The organism is Patulibacter defluvii, from assembly GCF_034096925.1.
Classification (GTDB): domain Bacteria; phylum Actinomycetota; class Thermoleophilia; order Solirubrobacterales; family Solirubrobacteraceae; genus Patulibacter; species Patulibacter defluvii.
In genome coordinates this window covers 80,428-98,004 of sequence record NZ_JAWZSQ010000010.1, presented here as the reverse complement: position 1 = coordinate 98,004, position 17,577 = coordinate 80,428, and the positions used below count along the sequence as shown (strand labels likewise).

The following is a 17,577-nucleotide window of genomic DNA, read 5'->3' as shown; positions in this document are numbered from 1 at the left end:
CCTCAGACCCCCGCGGCGCGGCGGGCGCCGGCGTGGGCGGCGTCTTCGAGGGCGTCGTCGAGGGGGGCCAGCGCGTCGGGGGAGAGACCGAGGGCGGTGGCGATCAGCCAGTCGGCGAACCAGGCGTTCTTCGGCAGCAGCGGGCCGTGGAGGTAGGTCCCGATCACGTTGCCGCGGATCGCGCCCTCCGACCCCGAGGAGCCGGTGTTGCCGTGGCCGGCCAGGACCCGTCCCAGCGGCGGCTGGCCGTCGGCGAGCAGGGTGCGGCCGCCGTGGTTCTCGAAGCCGGCGAGGGTGCGGGGGCCGACGCCGGGCAGGTCGACCTCGATCGCGACGTTGCCGATCAGCCGTCCCTCGCCGCGTTCGGTGTGAAGGTCGAGCAGGCCGACGCCGGGCAGCGCCGTCGCGGCGTCGAGCGCGTAGTGGTGGCCGAGCAGCTGGTAGCCACCGCAGACGGCGAGGATCGCCCCGCCGCGGTCGGCGTGGGCGTGGACGGCCTCGCGCTTGGTCGCCACCAGGTCCTCGGCGCAGAGCCGCTGGTCGCGGTCCTGACCGCCGCCGAGGTAGAGCAGGTCGTGGCCGTCGGGATCGAGCGCGTCGCCGATCGTGGTCCGCGTCAGCGCGAAGCCGATCCCGCGCCAGGCGCAGCGGCGCTCCAGCATCAGCAGGTTGCCGCGGTCGGCGTAGATGTTCAGCAGCTCCGGGTAGAGCGCCGCGACCCGCAGCGTGCGACCTTCAGGCACCGACGACCACCACCTGGCTGCCGACGTGGTCCTCGGTCGCCGCCACCTCGTGCCGCGGGTGGACGGTCAGGCCGACCGCCCGGGCCTCGTCCTCCAGCCGCTCGCCGTCGAGCCGGTCGAGGACGATCCGATCCCGCGTCTCGTGCCGCTCGCCGGTCGGGTCGACGATCTCGCGCACGCGGTCGAGGACGATCCGGTCGCCCTCGACCCGGACCCCGACCGGCCGGCTGGCGTAGACCGTGCCGTCGTGGTCGCGCATGTCGGGGGCGATCGTGGCCGCGTCCTCGTCGTCGAACGGCTCGACGTCGTCGACCAGCGCGATCGCCACCCGCCCCTCGGGCCGCAGCAGCGCCGGCAGCCCGGCCAGGAACCGTCGCCGGCCCTCGGCCCCGCCCAGCAGCTGGATCGTCTGCATCGGCGCCAGCACCAGCCCGAAGCGCTCACCGAGCGCCAGCTCGCGGGCGTCGCCGACCGTCGCGCCCGCCGGCAGCCCGCGCAGCGACGCCCGTCGCCGCAGCTCGGCGCAGAGCACCGGGTCGACGTCGACCCCCAGCACGGAATGGCCCGCCCGCGCCAGGTCGAGCGCCACCCGCCCGGTCCCGCAGCCGACGTCGAGGATCCGGCCGCCGCCGGCCGTCGCCCAGCGGGCCGCGGCCAGCGTCCGCCACAGCTCGAGGTCGGCCTCGTAGCCGCCGCACTCCAGGTCGTGCCAGCGGACGTGGTCGAGGTCGGCGTCGCGGGCGGGCGGGGCGGTCGATCGGGTCATGCGAAGGAGCCCTCCGCCGCGCCGCGCCGGACCAGCTCCTCGCGCAGCTCCAGCATCGCGGTGTAGGTCGGGATCGCGTAGAGCGGGACGCCGCCGGGGGCGGCGGCCAGGGCGGCGTCGAGCGCCGGGCCGATCCCCGCGGCGACGACCGCGATCCGCTGCGGGTCGACGCCGGCGTACTTCCAGCGGACGGCCATCTCGGCCGCGCGGGTGCCGGCGCAGGTGACGTGACGGACCCGCGGCGCCAGCTGCTCGAGGTCGGCGTCCCAGACCCACGAGACGTCGCGGCCGTCGGCGATCCGGTCGTTGAGCACGGCGAGCAGGTCGAGGTCGTCCTCGGCCAGCGTCAGCGTCCGCGCGACCTCGTTCGCCCCGGCCGGGTTCTTGACCAGCAGCAGCCGCAGCTCGCGGCCGTCGATCGCCACCGTCTCGGCCCGGCCGAAGGCGGCGGCGGTCGTCTCCAGCCCGGCCGCGATCGTCGCCGCGGGGACGCCAAGGGCGCTGGTCATCGCCGCGGCGGCGAGCGCGTTGTAGACGTTGTAGAGCCCGGGCAGCCGCAGTCGCACCTCGACCGTCGCGTCCGGCAGCCGCAGCGTCACCCGGGCACCGGTCGTGCCCTCCAGCAGCACCCGCTCGGCCGTCACCTGCGGCCGCGGCCGGGCGTGGCCGCAGCGCGGGCAGGCGTAGTGACCCAGGTGGCCGACGAACGACGCGCTGTAGACGTAGGCCGCGCCGCAGACCCGGCAGGTGGTGGCGTCGGCGGCGTGCTCGACCGCCGGCAGCGCCACCGAGGTGTCCTCGACCCCGAAGTAGAGGACGTCGTCGCGCCCGAGCCCGAGGTCGGCGACCGCCGGGTCGTCGGCGCCGAGCACCAGCCGCGGACCGTCCGGCGGCGGGCCGGCGGCCTCGACCATCGCCCGCCAGCGGTCGGCGATCGCTTCCAGCTCGCCGTAGCGGTCGAGCTGGTCGCGGAAGAGGTTGGCCAGCAGCAGCACCCGCGGCCGCAGCTCGTCGACCAGGCCGCCGAGCCAGAACTCGTCGACCTCGAACAGCCCCAGCTGCCCGCCGGGCCGGCCGCGCCGCCAGCTGTCGAGCAGGGTCGCGGCGATCCCGCCGGCCATGTTCGCGCCCTGGCGGTTGTGGACCAGCGTCTCGCCGTGGCGCTCGAGGATCGAGGCGGCGAGGGCGGCCGTCGTCGTCTTGCCGTTGGTCGCGCTGAGGACGGCCGAGCCGTGCTCCAGTCGCGACGCCATCCGCCCGATCGCGTCCGGTCGCAGCCGCGTCAGGACCTTGCCGGGCAGGCTGGTGCCGCCGCGCCCGGAGGCCCGCGCGGCACGGCCGGCGGTACGGGCGGCACCGATCGCGGCGGTCAGCGGGACGCCGGTGCGGCTCATGCGCGGCCCCCGGCGAGCGCGGGCGAGCGGTGGCCGGGCGGGACGATCACCCGCAGCGCCCGCGGGCGGACGGCGAACGAGAGCGGCAGCGCGCCGATCGGGTCGCCGTCGCCGTAGACCTCGTAGTCGCGATCGGCCTCGACCCGGACCGTGGCCGCGCGCAGCACCCGCACGTGCGGCAGCTCGACGTGGGTGCCGCGGAAGACGCGGGGGAGGACCTGCAGCAGCCGCAGCCGGTCGCGGCCGTCGCAGCGCCGCGGATCGCGGCCGGGATGGCCGAGCAGGACGACGTCGAAGCGGCCGTCGACGACCGAGGCGCCCGGCGCCAGCCGCATCCCGCCGCCGTAGGTGCCGGCGTTGGCGACCGCCACCGTCAGCCCGTCGTGGACCAGCGTCTCGCCGTCGAGGGTGACCCGGTAGCGGGCCGGCCGCAGCCGCGCGAGGGCCCCGACCAGCCCGCCGACGTAGGCGCTCGACCCGAGCTGCGCGGGCAGGCCGTTGGCGATCCGGTTGGCCTCGGAGTCGAAGCCGCAGGAGGCGATCGAGAGGAAGGTGCGGGTGCGGCCGGCGGCGTCGGTGGCGGCGCCGGCGTCGATCGCGACCGGCTCGCCGTCGAGCAGCGCCGCGGCGGCCGCGGCCGGGTCGGCCGGCAGCCCGAGCGAGCGGGCGAAGTCGTTGCCGCGACCTCCCGGGACGACGCCGATCGTCGCCTCGGGCCGGTCGGCGAGCGCGTCGGCGACCAGGCCGAGCATCCCGTCACCGCCGATCGCGACCACGACCTCACCGCGCTCGGCGGCCCCCGCGGCGGCGCGGCGGACGTGGGCGGCGTCGCGGGTGCCGACGGCGCGGAAGGGCGCGTCGCGGGTGGCGAGCGCCTGCTGCAGCGCCCGCAGCACGCGGCCGGCGCGGCCGCCGCCGGCCGACGGGTTGGCGAGCAGCGCGAGCGGCCGTGGGGCGGTGGCGGGGGACGTCGGCACGACGAGCCGGATCATCCCGGAGCCGGCGGCGGCTCGTCGTGCGCTCGCGCACGCGACGGTCCGCCGCGGCCCGCGGATATCCTGGCCGCGTGGCCAGCCGAACGACCCTCCCGTCCACCGCCCGTCGCCTGCCGCTGCTGCTCGCGGCGCTGGCGCTCTCGACCGGGCTCGCGGCCTGCGGGAGCGACGACGGCGACAGCACCAGCTCGGCGACGACCGAGCCGGCGACGACCCAGGCCACGACCGCCAGCACCGAGACCGACGCGGCCAACCCGGACACCGGCTGCAAGGAGGTCGACGCGCCCGAGCCGCGGACCGACGAGCCGGACCTGCCCGAGCCGCGCCCCGCCCGCCTCAGCGGCAAGTGGACGGTGACCTTCGCCACCAGCTGCGGCAGCTTCAGCTTCCGGCTCGACACCGCCCGCCAGCCGAAGACCGCCGCCTCGGTCGCCTCGCTGGTGAAGGCCAAGTTCTTCGACGGCCTCAGCTTCCACCGGATCGCCCAGAACCCGCCGATCATCCAGGGCGGCGACCCGACCGGCCAGGGCGCCGGCGGCCCCGGCTACAGCGTCGTCGAGGCGCCGCCGAAGGACGCCGCCTACACCCGCGGGATCGTCGCGATGGCCAAGACCGCGGCCGAGGCGCCGGGCACCTCCGGCAGCCAGTTCTTCGTCGTCACCGGCGCCGACGCCGGCCTCCCGCCCGACTACGCGATCGCCGGCAAGATCACCGAGGGGATCGACGTCGCCGAGCGGATCAACCAGCTCGGCACCGCCCAGCCGACCGGCGACGGCCCGCCGGCGCAGGTCGTGGTGATCGAGAAGGCGACCCTGAAGAAGGGCTAGCGCTCAGCGCGCGACCGGGGTGCGGGTGACCCGCTCCGGTCGCTCCCAGCGCAGCTCGTAGAGCTGGCGGTCGCCGTCGTCCTGGACGACCGAGAGGCCGGCGTTGCGCAGCACCTGGTGGCTGGCCGGGTTGACCAGGTCGGTGTCGGCCCGCAGGCCGCGGATGTCGCTGCGGCCCTTGGCCCAGGCGACGATCTCCCGCACCGCCTCGGTGGCGTACTTGTTGCCGCGCTGCTCGGGCGCGATCGAGAACGTCACCAGCGCCACGCGGTCGTCGGGGCCGGGCGGCTCGAGGAAGGTGAAGTCGCCGACGACCAGGCCCTCGTCGGCCAGGATCAGCTGGTACTGGGTCCAGGGACCGACGTCGCGGCCGCCGCGGCGGGCGTCGCGCAGCCGCTCCTGGGCCATCGCCGCGGTCACCAGGCTCTCGTCGAGCGGGTAGCCCGTGGCCCACGGGCGGTCCGGATCCTGCAGCCCCTGGAGCAGGGCGTCGAAGTCGCCAACGTCCATCGGGCGCACGACGAGGCGCGCGGTCCGGAGGGTGCCATGCGGATCCGTCACGACCCGAGGCTACCGGGCCGGACCCGGCAGCGGGGGAGGAAATCGACGCCGAGCGGCCGCCGCGGGGGTGCCGCGGCCACCGTTCAGCCGCGCCGGCGGGCGGCGCGGTTGGTCGGTTCGCGGCTCTGCTGGGCCTGGGCGGCGCGCTTCTCCTGGGCCGCCCGCTGGCGCCGGCGGCCCCAGAGCACCAGCCCGACCAGGACCGCCACCAGCACCAGCACGCCGAGCACGATCGTCGAGGCGGTGTCGAGCCCGCCGAAGGGCAGCGCGATCAGGGCCACCAGCCCGGTGCCGATCGCGCCCAGCAGCACCAGCAGCAGGATGATCAGCAGCACGCCGCGGGCGCGTCGCCAGCCGCCGGTGCCGGGCGGCGGGATCAGCAGGCCGGAGAGCCGCAGCAGGAACAGCTGGCGCCCGGTCGGCGCCTCCTGCCCGAGCCGCTGGGCGGCGGCGGCGAGGTCGCCGGAGCGGCGCTCGGCCAGCGCCAGGGCGGCCTCGGCCATCCGCCGGATCTGCGGCCGCTCCTGCGGGCGGGCCGCGGCCAGCGCCTGCTGGAAGTAGCGGCGGGCGGCGACGGCGTCGTAGCGCTCGGCCGCGCGGCTGCCGAGGATCGCCATCGCGGCGGCGCGGTTGCGCGTCTCCCGCAGCAGGTCGTCGTCCGAGCGCTGCTCGAGCTGCTGCATGGCGGCCAGCGCGCCGCGCTGCTCGATCCGGATCTGACGCTGCTGCTGCTTGGCCATCGGGTTCGCGATGGTACTCCTTCGGCGCCGCCTCCCCGTGGCGGCCGACCGGGGCCGCGTGCGGCGGCGGCGGCTTTCGGGCATCGTTCGCGGACGGATGCGGACGTTGGTCATCTCCGACCTGCACCTCGGCTCGCGCGGGCTGCGCGACGTGCTGCGGCAGCCGGCGGCGCTCGAGGCGCTGGTGGCCGCGGTCCGGCGGGTCGATCGGCTGGTGCTGCTGGGCGACGTCGTCGAGCTGCTGGAGGGGCGCGTGGCCGGCGCGCTGGCCGAGGCCGAGCCGGTCCTGCGGGCGCTCGGGCAGGCGATGGAGGGCGGCGAGGTGGTCGTCGTCCCCGGCAACCACGACCACCTGCTGGTGCGGGCCTGGCTGCGGCAGCGGCGGGCCGACCAGCTGCCGCTCGGCGCCGCCACCCGCGTGCCCCAGGACGCGACCGAGTCGCTGGCCGAGGTCTCCGCCGCGCTGCGGCCGCGCGACGGCCGGGTCCGGGTCCAGTACCCGGGCGCCTGGCTGGCCCCGCACGTCTACGCCCACCACGGCCACTACCTGGACCTGCACCTGGCGTCGACCCCGCTGGCCCGGATCGCGCGCGCGGCGGGCGAGGGCGCGCTCGGGCCGGCTGACGCCTACGAGCTGGGCCGGACGACCTCGGTCGCCGCCGCCTCGCTGGTGGTCCGCGACCTGCCGGACGCGTTCGAGGAGGGGATCGAGCGCTTCACCGGCCTGGCGCGGGCGCTCGGCAAGGCGCTGATCGCCGGCGGCGACAACCCTCGCGCGCGGGCGCGGGCGGAACGGATCGCGCCGCTGGGGGCCGACCTGCTCGACCGGCGGCTGGAGGCCGGCGGGCTGGAGGCGCTGCGCCGCGTCTGCGCCGACCTCGGCGTGCTGCCGCGGGCGCGGCACGTGCTCTTCGGCCACGTCCACCGGCTGGGGCCGCTGAACGCGGAGGAGGCGCTCGGTCCCTGGCATCCCGACCCCGACGGGCCGTGGTTGTGGAACAGCGGCAGCTGGGTCCACGAGCCGCTGCTGGTCTCGCCCCAGGACGTCCGCGCGCCGTATTGGCCGGGCGGGGCGCTGCTGCTGGAGGGGGAGCGGACGCCGCAGGTGGTGCGGCTGCTGGAGGACGTGCCGCCGGAGCGCTACGTCCGTCAGCCGCGGGCGGTGTCGGCGGCCGCCGAGGAGGAGGACGCCGGGGCGGGGACGCCGGACGACGATCCCGACCTCTACGACGTCGACGCCGAGGCCGAGCTGCTGGGCGAGGACGAGGACGGCGGGGCCTGACCGGGGTCGGCGGGCGGCGGCACCCGCCCGCGCGAACCCGGAGCGGGTCCTGCTAGCGGCGCGCGAGCGCGTCGCGGATCTCGGTCAGCAGCACGACCTCGTCGGAGGGGCCCTCCTCGGCCTCCTCCTTCTTCATCACGCGGGTGATCGCCTTGACGATGAAGAAGAGGACCGTCCCGATGATGATGAAGTTGATCAGGAACGTGATGAACGTCCCGATCATGATCTTCGCGTCACCGATGTTGATCACGATGTCGTTGAACGTGGGCTTGCCGACGATCGCCGCGATGATCGGCATCAGGATGTCGTCGACCAGCGACTTGACGACCAGGCCGAACGCCGTCGCGAGGATGAACGCGACCGCGACGTCGACGAGGTTGCCCTTGAACAGGAACTCCTTCAGCTCTTTGAGCATGTGATGGTGGTGGGGTGGGGTGCAGGGACTGAACGGGGAACCCATCTCCACCGCTCGCGGCGAACATTCGGTGGGCGTACGCCGTTCCCTGCTCGCCGGGCGGCGGCTGGTCGCCACCTGCCACGATGGCGGGGTGGACGGCCGCAGCGGCGTCGATCCCCGCGAGGTGCTCGGCGTGCCGCCGGGAGCGTCGCCCGACGAGCTGACCGCCGCCTTCCGCCGGCTGGCCAAGCAGTGGCACCCGGACGCCGGCCGGACCCAGGCCGGCGACGACCGGATGGCCCTGATCAACGCGGCCTACGCGGCCCTGACCCGCGGAGCGGTGGCGGCCGGCGTGGCCGCGACGGCCCCGCCGTCGGCCCGTGGGGACGGCCTGGCGCCCGCCCTGCGGCGGGCGCTCGGGCGCGAGCTGCGGCAGGCGCTGGAGGCCGGCGAGGCGGTCGGCCTGGTGGTCCCGACGGCGACCTGGGCCAGTCCCCAGACGGTGCTGGCGGTGACCGACCGGCGGCTGCTGTGGCTGCTCGACGACGCCCCGGTCCACCGCGTCCGCGAGCTGCGGCTGCGCGACCTCCGCGAGGCCCGGGTGCGCGGCCCGCGGCCGTGGCGGCGGCGGGCCCAGGTGGTGCTGGAGGACCGCCGCGGACGGCGGACGAGCTTCGGCGAGCTGGCCCCGGAGACGGCCGCCGCGATCGTCCGGCGGGCGGCGCTCGACCCCCAGCCGACGGACGACCGCCCGGCGGACTAGGATCCTCGGCGCTATGGACGACTGGTCGCTCTTCGTCGGGGTCCTGCTGGGCCTGGTCACCCTCGCCTACGGGATCAACCTGGCCACCTCCGCCATCTGAGCGCCGCGCGCGCTCAGAGCGGCAGATCGGCGCGCAGCCGCGCGACCAGTGCGCTGGTCGACGGCTCGACCGCGCCGCCCGAGGCCTCGATGAAGGCCACCACCTGCAGGTTCAGCGGCACGCCCGCCTCGCCGGCCTGCCGCAGATCGCTGCGGATCCCGTAGCAGCGGCGCCCGAGACCGCAGGCGTAGCCGACCTCGGCGACCGTGCCGCTGTCCGGCTCCTGCCCGTCGAGGTGGGCGACCAGCAGCGCGCAGGAGCGGATCGCCTCGGCGTTGCGGCGGCCGACCTCGAGCGCCCACTCCCGCTGCCGGCCGGCGGCCGCCGCCGCGGCGAACTCGGCCTCGTCGCTGAGCGCCCACGGATCGACCGGCTCGACCAGCTCGGCGAGCGCGGTCAGCAGCACGTCGCGGTACCAGTCGCGGGTCGCCTCGGAGAACCCGAGCGGGCTGGCGACGTAGCAGCGGGGACGGCCCATGGCGGGGACGCTAGCGGCGCCGGCGGCGGTCGCGATCCCCGCCCCGCCGGGACGCCCGGGCGCCGTTGCTAGCGTCGAGCGCATGCCCCGGATCGGTACCAGCGACCTCGACGTCTTCCCCCTCAACCTCGGCGGCAACGTCTTCGGCTGGACCGCCGACGAGCGCCAGTCGCACCAGGTGCTCGACGCCTTCGCCGACGCCGGCGGCAACTTCGTCGACACGGCCGACTCGTACTCGGCCTGGGTGCCCGGCCACGAGGGCGGCGAGTCGGAGCGGATCATCGGCTCGTGGCTGCGCGGGCGCCGGCGCGAGGACGTCGTGATCGCGACCAAGGTCTCGCAGCACCCGGCCCGGCTCGGGCTCGGCCACGACAACGTGATCGCCGCCGCCGAGGACTCGCTGCGGCGGCTCGGGACCGACCACATCGACCTGTACTACGCCCACTTCGACGACGCGGAGACGCCGCTGGAGGAGACGCTACGGGCGTTCGACCAGCTGGTCCGCGACGGCAAGGTGCGCTGGATCGCCGGCTCGAACTACAGCGCCGAGCGGCTGAGCGAGGCGCTCGCGATCCAGCAGCGCGAGGGGCTGGCGCCGTGGGTCGCCCTCCAGCCGCACTACAACCTGGTCGAGCGGGCCGAGTTCGAGGGCGCCAAGCGCGAGATCGCCGAGCGCGAGCGGCTCGGCGTGCTGCCCTACTGGGCGCTGGCCAAGGGCTTCTTGACCGGCAAGTACCGCGACCCGGCCGCGCCCGGCGACAGCCCGCGGGCCGCCTCGGCGCTGGAGTACCTGGACGACCGCGGGCGCGGGGTGCTGGCCGCCCTCGACGCGGTCGCGGCCGAGCACGACAGCTCGGTGACGGCGGTCGCGATCGCCTGGCTCGCCGCCCAGCCGACGGTGGTGGCGCCGATCGCCAGCGCCCGCACCGTCGAGCAGCTGCAGCCGCTGCTGGAGGGCGCCCGGCTGCGGCTCGACGACGCCCAGCTGGCGCGGCTCGACGCGGCCTCGGCGCCGGTCGCCCGCTAGGCCGCGCCGGGCTCGGCCAGCGCCCCGGCGGGCACGGTCGCGTCGCCGTCGCGGTCGTGGCGGCCGGGGATCAGCGTGCCGACCCCGATCGCCACCAGCAGCGCCACCGCGCACATCGCGAAGCCGAGCTCGAAGCCGGTCTCGCCCGGCAGCCCGGTGGCGGCGACCACCTGGCCGGCCAGGAAGGTGCCGGCCAGCTGGGCGCCGAGCGCGCCGCCGACGGTCCGGGTGACGGTGTTCATCCCGGTCGCGACCCCGGTCTGGTCCTGCGGCACCGCGGTCACGATCAGGTTCGCCATCGCCGCGAACGCGAGGCCGATGCCGGCACCCATCAGCGCGCTGGCCAGGTAGATCTGCCAGGCCTGCTCGTGGGCCAGCCACAGCAGCAGGTAGGCGCTGGCGGCGAAGATCGTGCCGGCGATCAGCGCCGACTTCGAGCCGAAGCGGCGCTCGATCCAGCCCGCCATCGGGCCGACCAGCAGCTGGGTCATCGTCGCCGGCAGCAGGAACAGCCCCGCCTGGGTGACCGACGCGCCGAAGCCGTAGCCGGTGCTCTCGGGCTCCTGGACGAGCTGGGGGATGAGGATGAACGAGGAGTACATCCCGACGCCGACCAGCAGCGCGACGAGGTTGGTGGTCCAGACGCCGCGGATCCGCATCACCCGCATGTCGACCAGCGGATGCCGCACCCGCAGCTCGCTGCGGACCCAGGCCCCCAGCACGACCAGGCCGAGCGCGATCAGGCCCAGCGTCCGCGGCGAGCCCCAGCCCCAGCTCGACGCCTGGCTGAAGGCCAGCAGCACCATCGCGAGCCCGGTCGAGAGCAGCCCCGCCCCGAGCCAGCTGATCCGGCCGGGGGCGGTCACCGGCGACTCGGGCACGTAGCGCCAGGTGGCCCAGGCGGCGACGACGATCATCGCCAGCGGGAACCAGAACAGCCAGTGGTAGGAGAACTGCTCGACGACCACGCCGGCCAGCACGACGCCGGCCCCGGCGCCGATCCCCAGCAGCGACGAGACCAGCCCGATGCTGCCGGCGACCTTGTGGCGCGGGAACTCGTCGCGGATGATCGCGAACGCCAGCGGGAAGATGCCGCCGCCGGCGCCCTGGACGATCCGGCCGACGATCAGCAGCTCGATCGAGCTGGCGACGGCCGAGATCAGCGCGCCGATCCCGAAGGTGATCAGGACGCCCAGCAGCACCCGCTCCTTGCCGTGGATGTCGCCCAGCCGGCCGAGGATCGGGGTCAGCACCGAGGCGCTGAGCAGGAACGCGGTCAGCACCCAGCTGACCGTGCTCTCCGAGGCGCCGGTCGCGTGCTGGATGTCGGGCAGCGCGGGCGCGACCAGCGACTGCAGCAGCGCGTAGACGATGCCCGCGAGCACGAGCACGGCGAGGGTGACGTTGGGTGATGGGCGAGAAGTCTTCATGGGCCAGGCAACCGTCGGGGGGACGTGACGTCGCACGGAACGCTCGCGCGACGACCTCCCAGTATGCACACTGAAACGATGCACCCCGCGAGCGCCCAGCTCGCGACCCTCCGCCGGCGGCTGGTGGAGCGGCTGGCGAGCGAGGGGGTCCTGACCGACGACGCCGTCGCCGCGGCGCTGCTGCGGGTGCCGCGCCACCGGTTCGTGCCCGGCCCGGCGGCCGCCGCCTACCGCGACGCGGTGATCGCCACCAAGTGGGACGCCGGCGGCCACGCGATCAGCTCCTCGTCGCAGCCGGGGATGATGGCGGTGATGCTCCAGCAGCTGGCGGTCGCGCCCGGCCAGCGCGTGCTCGAGATCGGCGCCGGGACCGGCTACAACGCGGCGCTGCTGGCCGAGCTGTGCGGACCCGGCGGACGGGTGACGACGGTCGACCTCGACGACGACCTGGTGCGCGGGGCGCGGCAGCACCTGGCCGACGCCGGCGCCGAGCGGGTGACGGTGGTGGCGGGCGACGGCGCGCTCGGCTGGCCGCCCGACGCGCCCTACGACCGGATCGAGCTGACCGTCGCCACCGACGCGGTCGAGCCGGCCTGGACCGCGCAGCTGGCGGCCGGCGGGCGGATCGTGCTGCCGCTGGCGCTGGGCGCGGTCCAGCGGTCGCTGGCGCTGGAGGCGGCGGCCGGCGGCGGGCTCGTCAGCCGCTCGGTCCGCGACTGCGCGTTCATGCCGCTGCGCGGGGCGCGGGCGGCCGGTCGCCGCTCCCGGGCGCCGCTGCGGGCGGGGGTCGCGCTGGAGGCGCCCGACCAGCGGCCGCTCGACGGCGAGGCGCTGGCCGCGGCGCTCGGCGCGCCCGGGCCGGCGGTCGCCTGCGGGGTCGCCGTCGCCGCCCACGAGCTGTGGGGCGGGCTGGCGCTGTGGCTGGCCACCGGCGCGGGCGACGTCGGGCGGCTGCTGCTCGAGCCGGGCCGTCCGCGGCGGGCGCCGCGGCCGGCCGACCGCGGCGGCGGGCTGGCACTGCTCGGCGAGACCGGCTTCGCGATCCTCGAGCGCGACGGCCGCGCGGGGGCGGGGCGGATCGCGCTCGCGGCGCGGCCCTACGGTGCCGGCGCGGGCCCGCTGGCGGCGCGGCTGGCCGACGCCGTCCGGGCCTGGGCCGCCGGCGGCCGACCGGCCAGCGACGAGGCGACGATCCTGGTCCCGGTCGCCGGCGACGGGGACGCCGACGAGCGGTCGTCGGGGCCCCCGCGCGCGCTCGTGCGCTGGTGAGCGGCGCCGCGCCGCTACCCTGACCCGGTCGTGGAGCCCGCCGAGACCGCCGAACGCCCCGCCGGCCCGAGCGCCGAGACGGCCCACCCGCCGTCGATCGTCGAGGCGGTCGGGGGCCCGCTGGGGATCGCCGAGTCGGCGCTGCCGGCGGCGGTCTTCGTCGCCGCCTACACGGCCAGCGGCCAGGACACGCGGCTGGCGGCGATCCTCGCCGTCGCGCTCGGCGTGGTGCTGACGATCGCCCGGATCGTCCGCGGCCAGACCCTCCAGTTCGCGCTCTCGGGGCTGTTCGGGATCGCGCTCGCCGGCTTCGTCGTCTCGCGGACCGGCAAGGCCGAGGACTTCTTCCTGCCCGGGCTGCTGGCCAACCTGGCCTACGCCGCCGGCTACCTGATCTCGATCCTCGTCCGCTGGCCGCTGATCGGGGTGCTGGTGGCGACGATGACCCAGCAGGGCTCGGGCTGGCGCAAGGACCCGGCGCTGCTCCAGACCTACACGCGGGCGAGCTGGATCTGGGTCGGGCTGTTCCTGACCCGGTTGGCCGTCCAGCTGCCGCTCTACCTGGCCGGGGCGCTCGTCGCGCTCGGGGTCGCGCGGGTGGCGATGGGGATCCCGCTCTTCGCGCTCGGCCTCTGGCTGACCTGGCTGGTCGTCCGCCGCGGGGCGCCGCACGCGGTCGCGCCGGCCGCACCCTCGGGCAGCTGACCCCGCGGCCGCTCAGCCGTTGACGCGGGCCAGCGCGGGGGAGTCGTCGCGGGCGTCGTCGATCAGGTCGCGGACCGCGTCCTCGATCGCGATCCGACCCTCGGGGTCGGCGAACGCCTCCGGTCCGCCCAGCTCGGCGACGCGGGCGGCGATCGTCCAGCCCGAGCGGTAGCGGTCGAAGACGCGCGGGTCGACGTAGGCGTCGCGGGCGACCGCCGGCGTGTTGCCGAGCACCGCCGCGACGCCGGCGATCGTGTCGCGGATCGCGCGCTCGCGGGCGCTGCGGCGCTGGCCGGGGGCGGCCCGCTCGGCGATCGCCAGCGCGGCCAGGACGGTCCCGTTCCAGGTCCGGAAGTCCTTGGCGCTGCACTCGCCGGCGTGCTCCCGCAGGTAGCCGTTGACGTCGTCGGGCCCGAGGTCGCGCCAGCGGCGGCCGTCCTTGAAGGCCAGCAGCCGGTCGCTGCCGCCGCGCCGCCGGCGGAGCGTGCGGACGACCTCCAGCGAGGCGTCGTCGGTGATCGCCAGGATCCGCCGCTGGCCGCCCTTGGCGGGGTAGTCGAAGACCAGCTCGTCGTCCTCGATCCGCACGTGCCGCCGCTCCAGCGTGGCCAGGCCGTAGGTCTCGTGCTGCTCGGCGTAGCGCTCGCTGCCGATCCGGAAGACGCCGAGGTCGAGCAGCCGCACGGCGCAGGCCAGCGCCCGCTCGCGCGGCATCCCCTCGCGGCGGAGGTCGCTGCGCAGCGCCGCCCGCAGCTGCGGCAGCCGCCCGGCCAGCTCCAGCACCCGGTCGAACTTCTGCTGGTCGCGACGGGCCCGCCAGCGCTCGTGGTAGCGGTACTGGCGGCGGCCGGCCGCGTCGTAGCCGACGGCCTGCAGGTGGCCGAGCGGGTCGGGGCAGATCCAGACCTCGCGCCAGGCGGGCGGGATCGCCAGCGCGGCGATCCGCTCCAGCGTCGCCTCGTCGCGGATCCGGCGACCCTCGGGGTCGCGGTAGAAGAACCCGCGACCGGCGCCGACGCGCGCGATCCCGGGCTCGGCGGGGTCGGATCGGCGCAGGCGCGGCATCGCGGCGCCCTCTACCCGCTCGCCGCTAGAGCGCCACGTCGGGGACGCCGGCGCCGGGCGTCGCGGCCAGGAAGCCGGCGGCCAGCACGCTGCCGAGCGCGTCGAGCCCGTCGGCGCCGGCGGCCAGCCGCTCCTGGGCCCGCGCCAGCAGCCGGTCGACCAGCCCCAGCAGCGGGGCCTGGGGGGCCTCGGGGGCGATCTGGGTGGCGTAGCGGGCGAGCGCGATCGGCTCGCCCGGGTCGACCCCGTTGAAGGCCAGCTGGAGCGCGACGGCGGCGTACGACGCCACCCGCTCGCCCTCGATCCAGCGGGCGCCGAGGGTCGCGACGCCGGGAGCCGGCCCCAGCTCGACCGGGTCGTCGCCGGCCAGCACCCGCGCCAGCTGGCCGCCGGCCATCTCGCGCAGGGCCTCGATCGGGGTGCCGACGGCGGCGGCGCAGCGGAGGAAGGCGAAGGCGGAGAACATCCCGGGGCCGTAGGGCATGTCGCTGGCGTAGAGGATCCGGCCGGGCGGGATCGTCGCGAACAGCTGCAGCAGGTCCGAGGGGTGCCACCAGGAGGTGTCGAAGAAGAGGTTCGGCAGCCGCGCCGCCGCCGGGGCCAGGTCGCCGAGGTCGCTGATCCCGGCGTGGGCCAGGATCAGGCGGGCGCCGGGGTGGCGCTCGGCCAGCGCGGTCGCGGCGGCGCCGAGCTGGGGGATCCCGCGGCCGGCGTGGAAGAGCACCGGCAGGCGCCGCTCGGCGGCCAGCGCGACCACCTGCTCGACCACCGGGTGGGTGAGGGCGAAGGCGTCGCTGCGGGGGTGGAGCTTGAACCCGCGCGCCCCCGCGTCGAGGCAGCGGCGGGCCTCGTCGAGGGCCCCGTCGACCGTCGGCGCCACCCGCGCCAGCGCCAGCAGCCGCCCGTCCGAGGCCGCCGCGGCCCGCAGCACCTCGTCGTTGGCGGCGCCGTAGCCGTCCGGCTCGTGCATCGCGAAGGTCAGCGCCCGCCGGTGGCCGGCGGCGTCGAGCCCGGCCAGGATCTCCTCGGCGGTCGCGGTCTGCCCGTCGGGGTCGTTCTGGCCGACGTGGGTGTGGGCGTCGAACCAGGGCAGGTCCTCGCCGACCGCGGCGGCCGCGGCCCGGTAGAGGGCGATCAGGTCCTCGGCGGCGGGGCGGAGCGGCATCGCGACGGAGACTAGGCGGTCAGCGCCGCCAGCTCGCGCCGCAGGTTGCCGCGGGCCGCCCGCTCGGCCTGCTCCTGGCCGGGCAGGGCGAAGAGCCGCGCGCGGTCGAGCAGCTGTCGCAGGACCGCGGCCCGCCCGCTCGTCCACTGCGCGTCGGGCACGTGGGCGTACTCGGCCCGCACGCGGGCGACGTAGCGGTCGTAGTCGGGCGCGGGGCCGGCCAGCACCGCCAGGTCGGCGTCGCCCAGCCAGCGGGCGACCAGGTCGCGCTCGCCGTCGTGGGCGGGGTCGGTGGCCAGGATCGCCGCGACCACGACGGCGACCGTCGCCGGCGCCACCCCGCGCTGCTCCAGCACCCGCCGCGCGAGGTCGGCCGAGCGGCGCTCGTTGTCGGCCCGCCGCGGGTCGTGGACGACGTCGTGGAAGAACGCGGCCAGCACCACCGCGGTCCGGTCCGCGGGGCCGGCGCCGTCGGGCGTCAGCCGGTCGACCTCGCGCAGGACGTGATCCAGGTGGTCGACGTCGTGGTAGCGCCGGTGCGGCTGGGAGTAGGCGTCCCAGAGCAGGTCGAAGACGTCCTCGGTCCGGCCGGTCCACCCGCAGTCGCCGCAGATCCCGGCGAACCGCCCGTACAGGTCACCCCGCATCGCGGACCGACCGTAGCGGGTCCGGACCGCCGGCCGGGCCACGCAGGGGCGCGACCATCGTGGCGCGTCGCCACTCGCAACCGAAGAATCGGCGCGATCGGGCAGGAACCACCGCGTTCCCGGCGACGGCCTTGCTACGGTGCTGCGAGCCGAATCGCCGGCGACGAAGGCCGGCGAACGGGGGACCCACTGGACGGGATGGCCGCACGGCCGTCCTGCTCGGGGCGAATCCACCGAATGGTGGAGGCGCTGCTCTTTCTGCGCCAGCCCGTCAGCTAACCCCGTAGGCCGACGAAAGAGAGCAGACCCCCCCGTGACACCCCTCACCCGTGGCGCCGCGCTCGCGGCCGCCCTCACGCTCGGACTCGCGACCCCGGCGCTCGCCGACCAGCCCGCTTCGGGCGGCCTCGGTGCCGGCGGCCAGGCGAACACGACGGCCAGCACGGCCGCCGCGAGCCCGACCGCGGCGCCGACGAGCACGGTCTCGACGACGAAGACGGTGAAGCTGACCCGCTCGCAGACCAAGAGCGTCCAGCGCCGGGTCAAGGTCCGCGCCGACGGTGCCCTCGGCAGCCGGACCCGCAGCGCGATCAAGCGCTACCAGGGCAAGAAGAGCCTGACCCGCACCGGCCGCCCGAACCTCGAGACGCTGCGGGCGATGAAGCTCCGCTTCGCCGAGAAGATCGAGGCGAAGATGGCCGCCGCCTCGCCGGCCGCGACCGCCGACGACGGCACCGCGACCGAGGCGGCCCCGACCGCCCCCGCCGGCGCGATCGCGGCCGCGATCGCCGCCGCCCGCGGCCAGATCGGCACCCCGTACCGCAACGGCGGCACCGCCCCCGGCGGCTTCGACTGCTCGGGCCTGATGGTCTGGGCCTTCAAGCAGGCCGGCGTCAGCCTGCCGCGGACCAGCTTCGAGCAGTTCAAGGTCGGCGTCGCCGTCGACCGCGCCGACATCCAGCCGGGCGACCTCGTCTTCTTCTCGACCGCCGGCCCCGGCGCCTCGCACGTCGGGATCGCGACCAGCGCGACGACGGTGATCTCCGCCACCACCCACGGCGTGATGGAGCACAAGCTCAACGACAGCTACTGGGGCTCCGCCTACGTGGGGGCCCGCCGGATCAGCGGCTGACCGCCACCGCGGGCCGCCGGCCCGCGCACGAGCAGGACCCTCGACGCCACCCGCCCGGGTGGCGTCGCCGCGTTCGGGGTAGGGGAGGGTG

At 76.5% G+C, this 17,577-nt stretch carries 19 protein-coding genes and 1 riboswitch; of the genes, 7 read left to right on the top strand and 12 right to left on the bottom strand.

The features are described 5' to 3' along the window. Positions 1-2: 2 nt before the first annotated feature. From SH587_RS12410 to SH587_RS12395, 4 genes are read right to left on the bottom strand one after another with little or no spacing between them, the layout of a single operon-like run. Positions 3-743 (bottom strand): type 1 glutamine amidotransferase, encoded by a 741-nt coding sequence (locus tag SH587_RS12410; RefSeq protein ID WP_320670934.1) that lies wholly within the window; start codon positions 741-743, stop codon positions 3-5. Further along, positions 736-1,509 carry a class I SAM-dependent methyltransferase gene (locus tag SH587_RS12405; protein WP_320670933.1) on the bottom strand — a complete coding sequence of 258 codons (774 nt, stop codon included), beginning with the start codon at positions 1,507-1,509 and terminating at the stop codon, positions 736-738. Before SH587_RS12405 ends, SH587_RS12410 begins: the two co-directional genes overlap by 8 nt. Then, on the bottom strand, positions 1,506-2,903 hold the full coding sequence (locus SH587_RS12400) for a MurT ligase domain-containing protein (RefSeq protein ID WP_320670932.1): 1,398 nt from the start codon (positions 2,901-2,903) through the stop codon (positions 1,506-1,508). Before SH587_RS12400 ends, SH587_RS12405 begins: the two co-directional genes overlap by 4 nt. Beyond that, on the bottom strand, positions 2,900-3,880 hold the full coding sequence (locus SH587_RS12395; RefSeq protein WP_320670931.1) for a diacylglycerol/lipid kinase family protein: 981 nt from the start codon (positions 3,878-3,880) through the stop codon (positions 2,900-2,902). The genes SH587_RS12400 and SH587_RS12395 overlap by 4 nt, the downstream gene beginning before the upstream one ends. An 89-nt stretch (positions 3,881-3,969) precedes the next feature. Here SH587_RS12395 and SH587_RS12390 point away from each other — a divergent pair, with 89 nt between their 5' ends. Then, positions 3,970-4,725: a peptidylprolyl isomerase gene (locus SH587_RS12390; protein WP_320670930.1), complete on the top strand. Its 756-nt coding sequence runs from the start codon at positions 3,970-3,972 to the stop codon at positions 4,723-4,725. 3 nt (positions 4,726-4,728) lie between these two features. On the opposite strand, the gene SH587_RS12385 is transcribed toward SH587_RS12390, so the two are convergent. Together SH587_RS12385 and SH587_RS12380 are read right to left on the bottom strand one after the other, a co-directional pair. Then, positions 4,729-5,244, bottom strand: coding sequence for a GNAT family N-acetyltransferase (locus SH587_RS12385; RefSeq protein WP_320670990.1), 516 nt, complete (start codon positions 5,242-5,244; stop codon positions 4,729-4,731). 125 nt (positions 5,245-5,369) lie between these two features. Beyond that, on the bottom strand, positions 5,370-6,026 hold the full coding sequence (locus SH587_RS12380) for a hypothetical protein (RefSeq protein ID WP_320670929.1): 657 nt from the start codon (positions 6,024-6,026) through the stop codon (positions 5,370-5,372). Between the two features lie 97 nt (positions 6,027-6,123). On the opposite strand from SH587_RS12380, the gene SH587_RS12375 reads away from it, so the two are divergent. Then, positions 6,124-7,308, top strand: coding sequence for a metallophosphoesterase (locus SH587_RS12375; protein ID WP_320670928.1), 1,185 nt, complete (start codon positions 6,124-6,126; stop codon positions 7,306-7,308). Between the two features lie 52 nt (positions 7,309-7,360). Here SH587_RS12375 and mscL read toward each other — a convergent pair whose 3' ends face one another. After that, on the bottom strand, positions 7,361-7,723 hold the full coding sequence (gene mscL / locus SH587_RS12370) for a large conductance mechanosensitive channel protein MscL (RefSeq protein ID WP_320670927.1): 363 nt from the start codon (positions 7,721-7,723) through the stop codon (positions 7,361-7,363). A gap of 133 nt (positions 7,724-7,856) precedes the next feature. Between mscL and SH587_RS12365 the strand changes: the two genes are divergently transcribed. Next, positions 7,857-8,468: a J domain-containing protein gene (locus tag SH587_RS12365; RefSeq protein WP_320670926.1), complete on the top strand. Its 612-nt coding sequence runs from the start codon at positions 7,857-7,859 to the stop codon at positions 8,466-8,468. 113 nt (positions 8,469-8,581) lie between these two features. Here the strand turns inward: SH587_RS12365 and SH587_RS12360 are convergent, their stop codons facing one another. Continuing rightward, on the bottom strand, positions 8,582-9,046 hold the full coding sequence (locus tag SH587_RS12360; protein ID WP_320670925.1) for a nucleoside 2-deoxyribosyltransferase: 465 nt from the start codon (positions 9,044-9,046) through the stop codon (positions 8,582-8,584). Between the two features lie 82 nt (positions 9,047-9,128). On the opposite strand from SH587_RS12360, the gene SH587_RS12355 reads away from it, so the two are divergent. Beyond that, entirely contained in the window at positions 9,129-10,073 is a 945-nt protein-coding gene (locus tag SH587_RS12355) for an aldo/keto reductase (RefSeq protein WP_320670924.1), read from the top strand. On the opposite strand, the gene SH587_RS12350 is transcribed toward SH587_RS12355, so the two are convergent. Next, positions 10,070-11,503: an MFS transporter gene (locus SH587_RS12350; protein ID WP_320670923.1), complete on the bottom strand. Its 1,434-nt coding sequence runs from the start codon at positions 11,501-11,503 to the stop codon at positions 10,070-10,072. The two genes, SH587_RS12355 and SH587_RS12350, sit on opposite strands and share 4 nt — an antisense overlap. Positions 11,504-11,581: 78 nt before the next feature. On the opposite strand from SH587_RS12350, the gene fxlM reads away from it, so the two are divergent. Together fxlM and SH587_RS12340 are read left to right on the top strand one after the other, a co-directional pair. After that, positions 11,582-12,772 (top strand): methyltransferase, FxLD system, encoded by a 1,191-nt coding sequence (fxlM, locus tag SH587_RS12345; RefSeq protein WP_320670922.1) that lies wholly within the window; start codon positions 11,582-11,584, stop codon positions 12,770-12,772. Between the two features lie 30 nt (positions 12,773-12,802). Beyond that, positions 12,803-13,477: a DUF3159 domain-containing protein gene (locus SH587_RS12340; protein WP_320670921.1), complete on the top strand. Its 675-nt coding sequence runs from the start codon at positions 12,803-12,805 to the stop codon at positions 13,475-13,477. A gap of 12 nt (positions 13,478-13,489) precedes the next feature. On the opposite strand, the gene SH587_RS12335 is transcribed toward SH587_RS12340, so the two are convergent. The 3 genes from SH587_RS12335 to SH587_RS12325 are packed head-to-tail and all read right to left on the bottom strand — an operon-like array spanning position 13,490 to position 16,354. Continuing rightward, complete coding sequence (locus SH587_RS12335; protein WP_320670920.1) at positions 13,490-14,542, bottom strand: DNA topoisomerase IB; 1,053 nt, start codon at positions 14,540-14,542, stop codon at positions 13,490-13,492. 25 nt (positions 14,543-14,567) lie between these two features. Further along, positions 14,568-15,707, bottom strand: a complete 1,140-nt coding sequence (locus tag SH587_RS12330; protein WP_320670919.1) for an amidohydrolase family protein — start codon at positions 15,705-15,707, stop codon at positions 14,568-14,570. Between the two features lie 11 nt (positions 15,708-15,718). Next, complete coding sequence (locus tag SH587_RS12325) at positions 15,719-16,354, bottom strand: HD domain-containing protein (protein WP_320670918.1); 636 nt, start codon at positions 16,352-16,354, stop codon at positions 15,719-15,721. 137 nt (positions 16,355-16,491) lie between these two features. Then, positions 16,492-16,659, top strand: a riboswitch (cyclic di-AMP (ydaO/yuaA leader). 8 nt (positions 16,660-16,667) lie between these two features. On the opposite strand from SH587_RS12325, the gene SH587_RS12320 reads away from it, so the two are divergent. Next, positions 16,668-17,486: an NlpC/P60 family protein gene (locus SH587_RS12320; protein WP_320670917.1), complete on the top strand. Its 819-nt coding sequence runs from the start codon at positions 16,668-16,670 to the stop codon at positions 17,484-17,486. The last annotated feature ends 91 nt before the right edge of the window (positions 17,487-17,577 follow it).

What these genes read in the sequence shown, in the direction of transcription:
- SH587_RS12355 (WP_320670924.1), top strand. Translation starts at nt 9,129, where the DNA reads ATGCCCCGGATCGGTACCAGCGACCTCGACGTCTTCCCCCTCAACCTC.
- SH587_RS12360 (WP_320670925.1), bottom strand. Translation starts at nt 9,046, where the DNA reads ATGGGCCGTCCCCGCTGCTACGTCGCCAGCCCGCTCGGGTTCTCCGAG.
- SH587_RS12330 (WP_320670919.1), bottom strand. Translation starts at nt 15,707, where the DNA reads ATGCCGCTCCGCCCCGCCGCCGAGGACCTGATCGCCCTCTACCGGGCC.
- SH587_RS12335 (WP_320670920.1), bottom strand. Translation starts at nt 14,542, where the DNA reads ATGCCGCGCCTGCGCCGATCCGACCCCGCCGAGCCCGGGATCGCGCGC.
- fxlM (WP_320670922.1), top strand. Translation starts at nt 11,582, where the DNA reads ATGCACCCCGCGAGCGCCCAGCTCGCGACCCTCCGCCGGCGGCTGGTG.
- mscL (WP_320670927.1), bottom strand. Translation starts at nt 7,723, where the DNA reads ATGCTCAAAGAGCTGAAGGAGTTCCTGTTCAAGGGCAACCTCGTCGAC.
- SH587_RS12375 (WP_320670928.1), top strand. Translation starts at nt 6,124, where the DNA reads ATGCGGACGTTGGTCATCTCCGACCTGCACCTCGGCTCGCGCGGGCTG.
- SH587_RS12400 (WP_320670932.1), bottom strand. Translation starts at nt 2,903, where the DNA reads ATGAGCCGCACCGGCGTCCCGCTGACCGCCGCGATCGGTGCCGCCCGT.
- SH587_RS12350 (WP_320670923.1), bottom strand. Translation starts at nt 11,503, where the DNA reads ATGAAGACTTCTCGCCCATCACCCAACGTCACCCTCGCCGTGCTCGTG.
- SH587_RS12325 (WP_320670918.1), bottom strand. Translation starts at nt 16,354, where the DNA reads ATGCGGGGTGACCTGTACGGGCGGTTCGCCGGGATCTGCGGCGACTGC.
- SH587_RS12405 (WP_320670933.1), bottom strand. Translation starts at nt 1,509, where the DNA reads ATGACCCGATCGACCGCCCCGCCCGCCCGCGACGCCGACCTCGACCAC.
- SH587_RS12380 (WP_320670929.1), bottom strand. Translation starts at nt 6,026, where the DNA reads ATGGCCAAGCAGCAGCAGCGTCAGATCCGGATCGAGCAGCGCGGCGCG.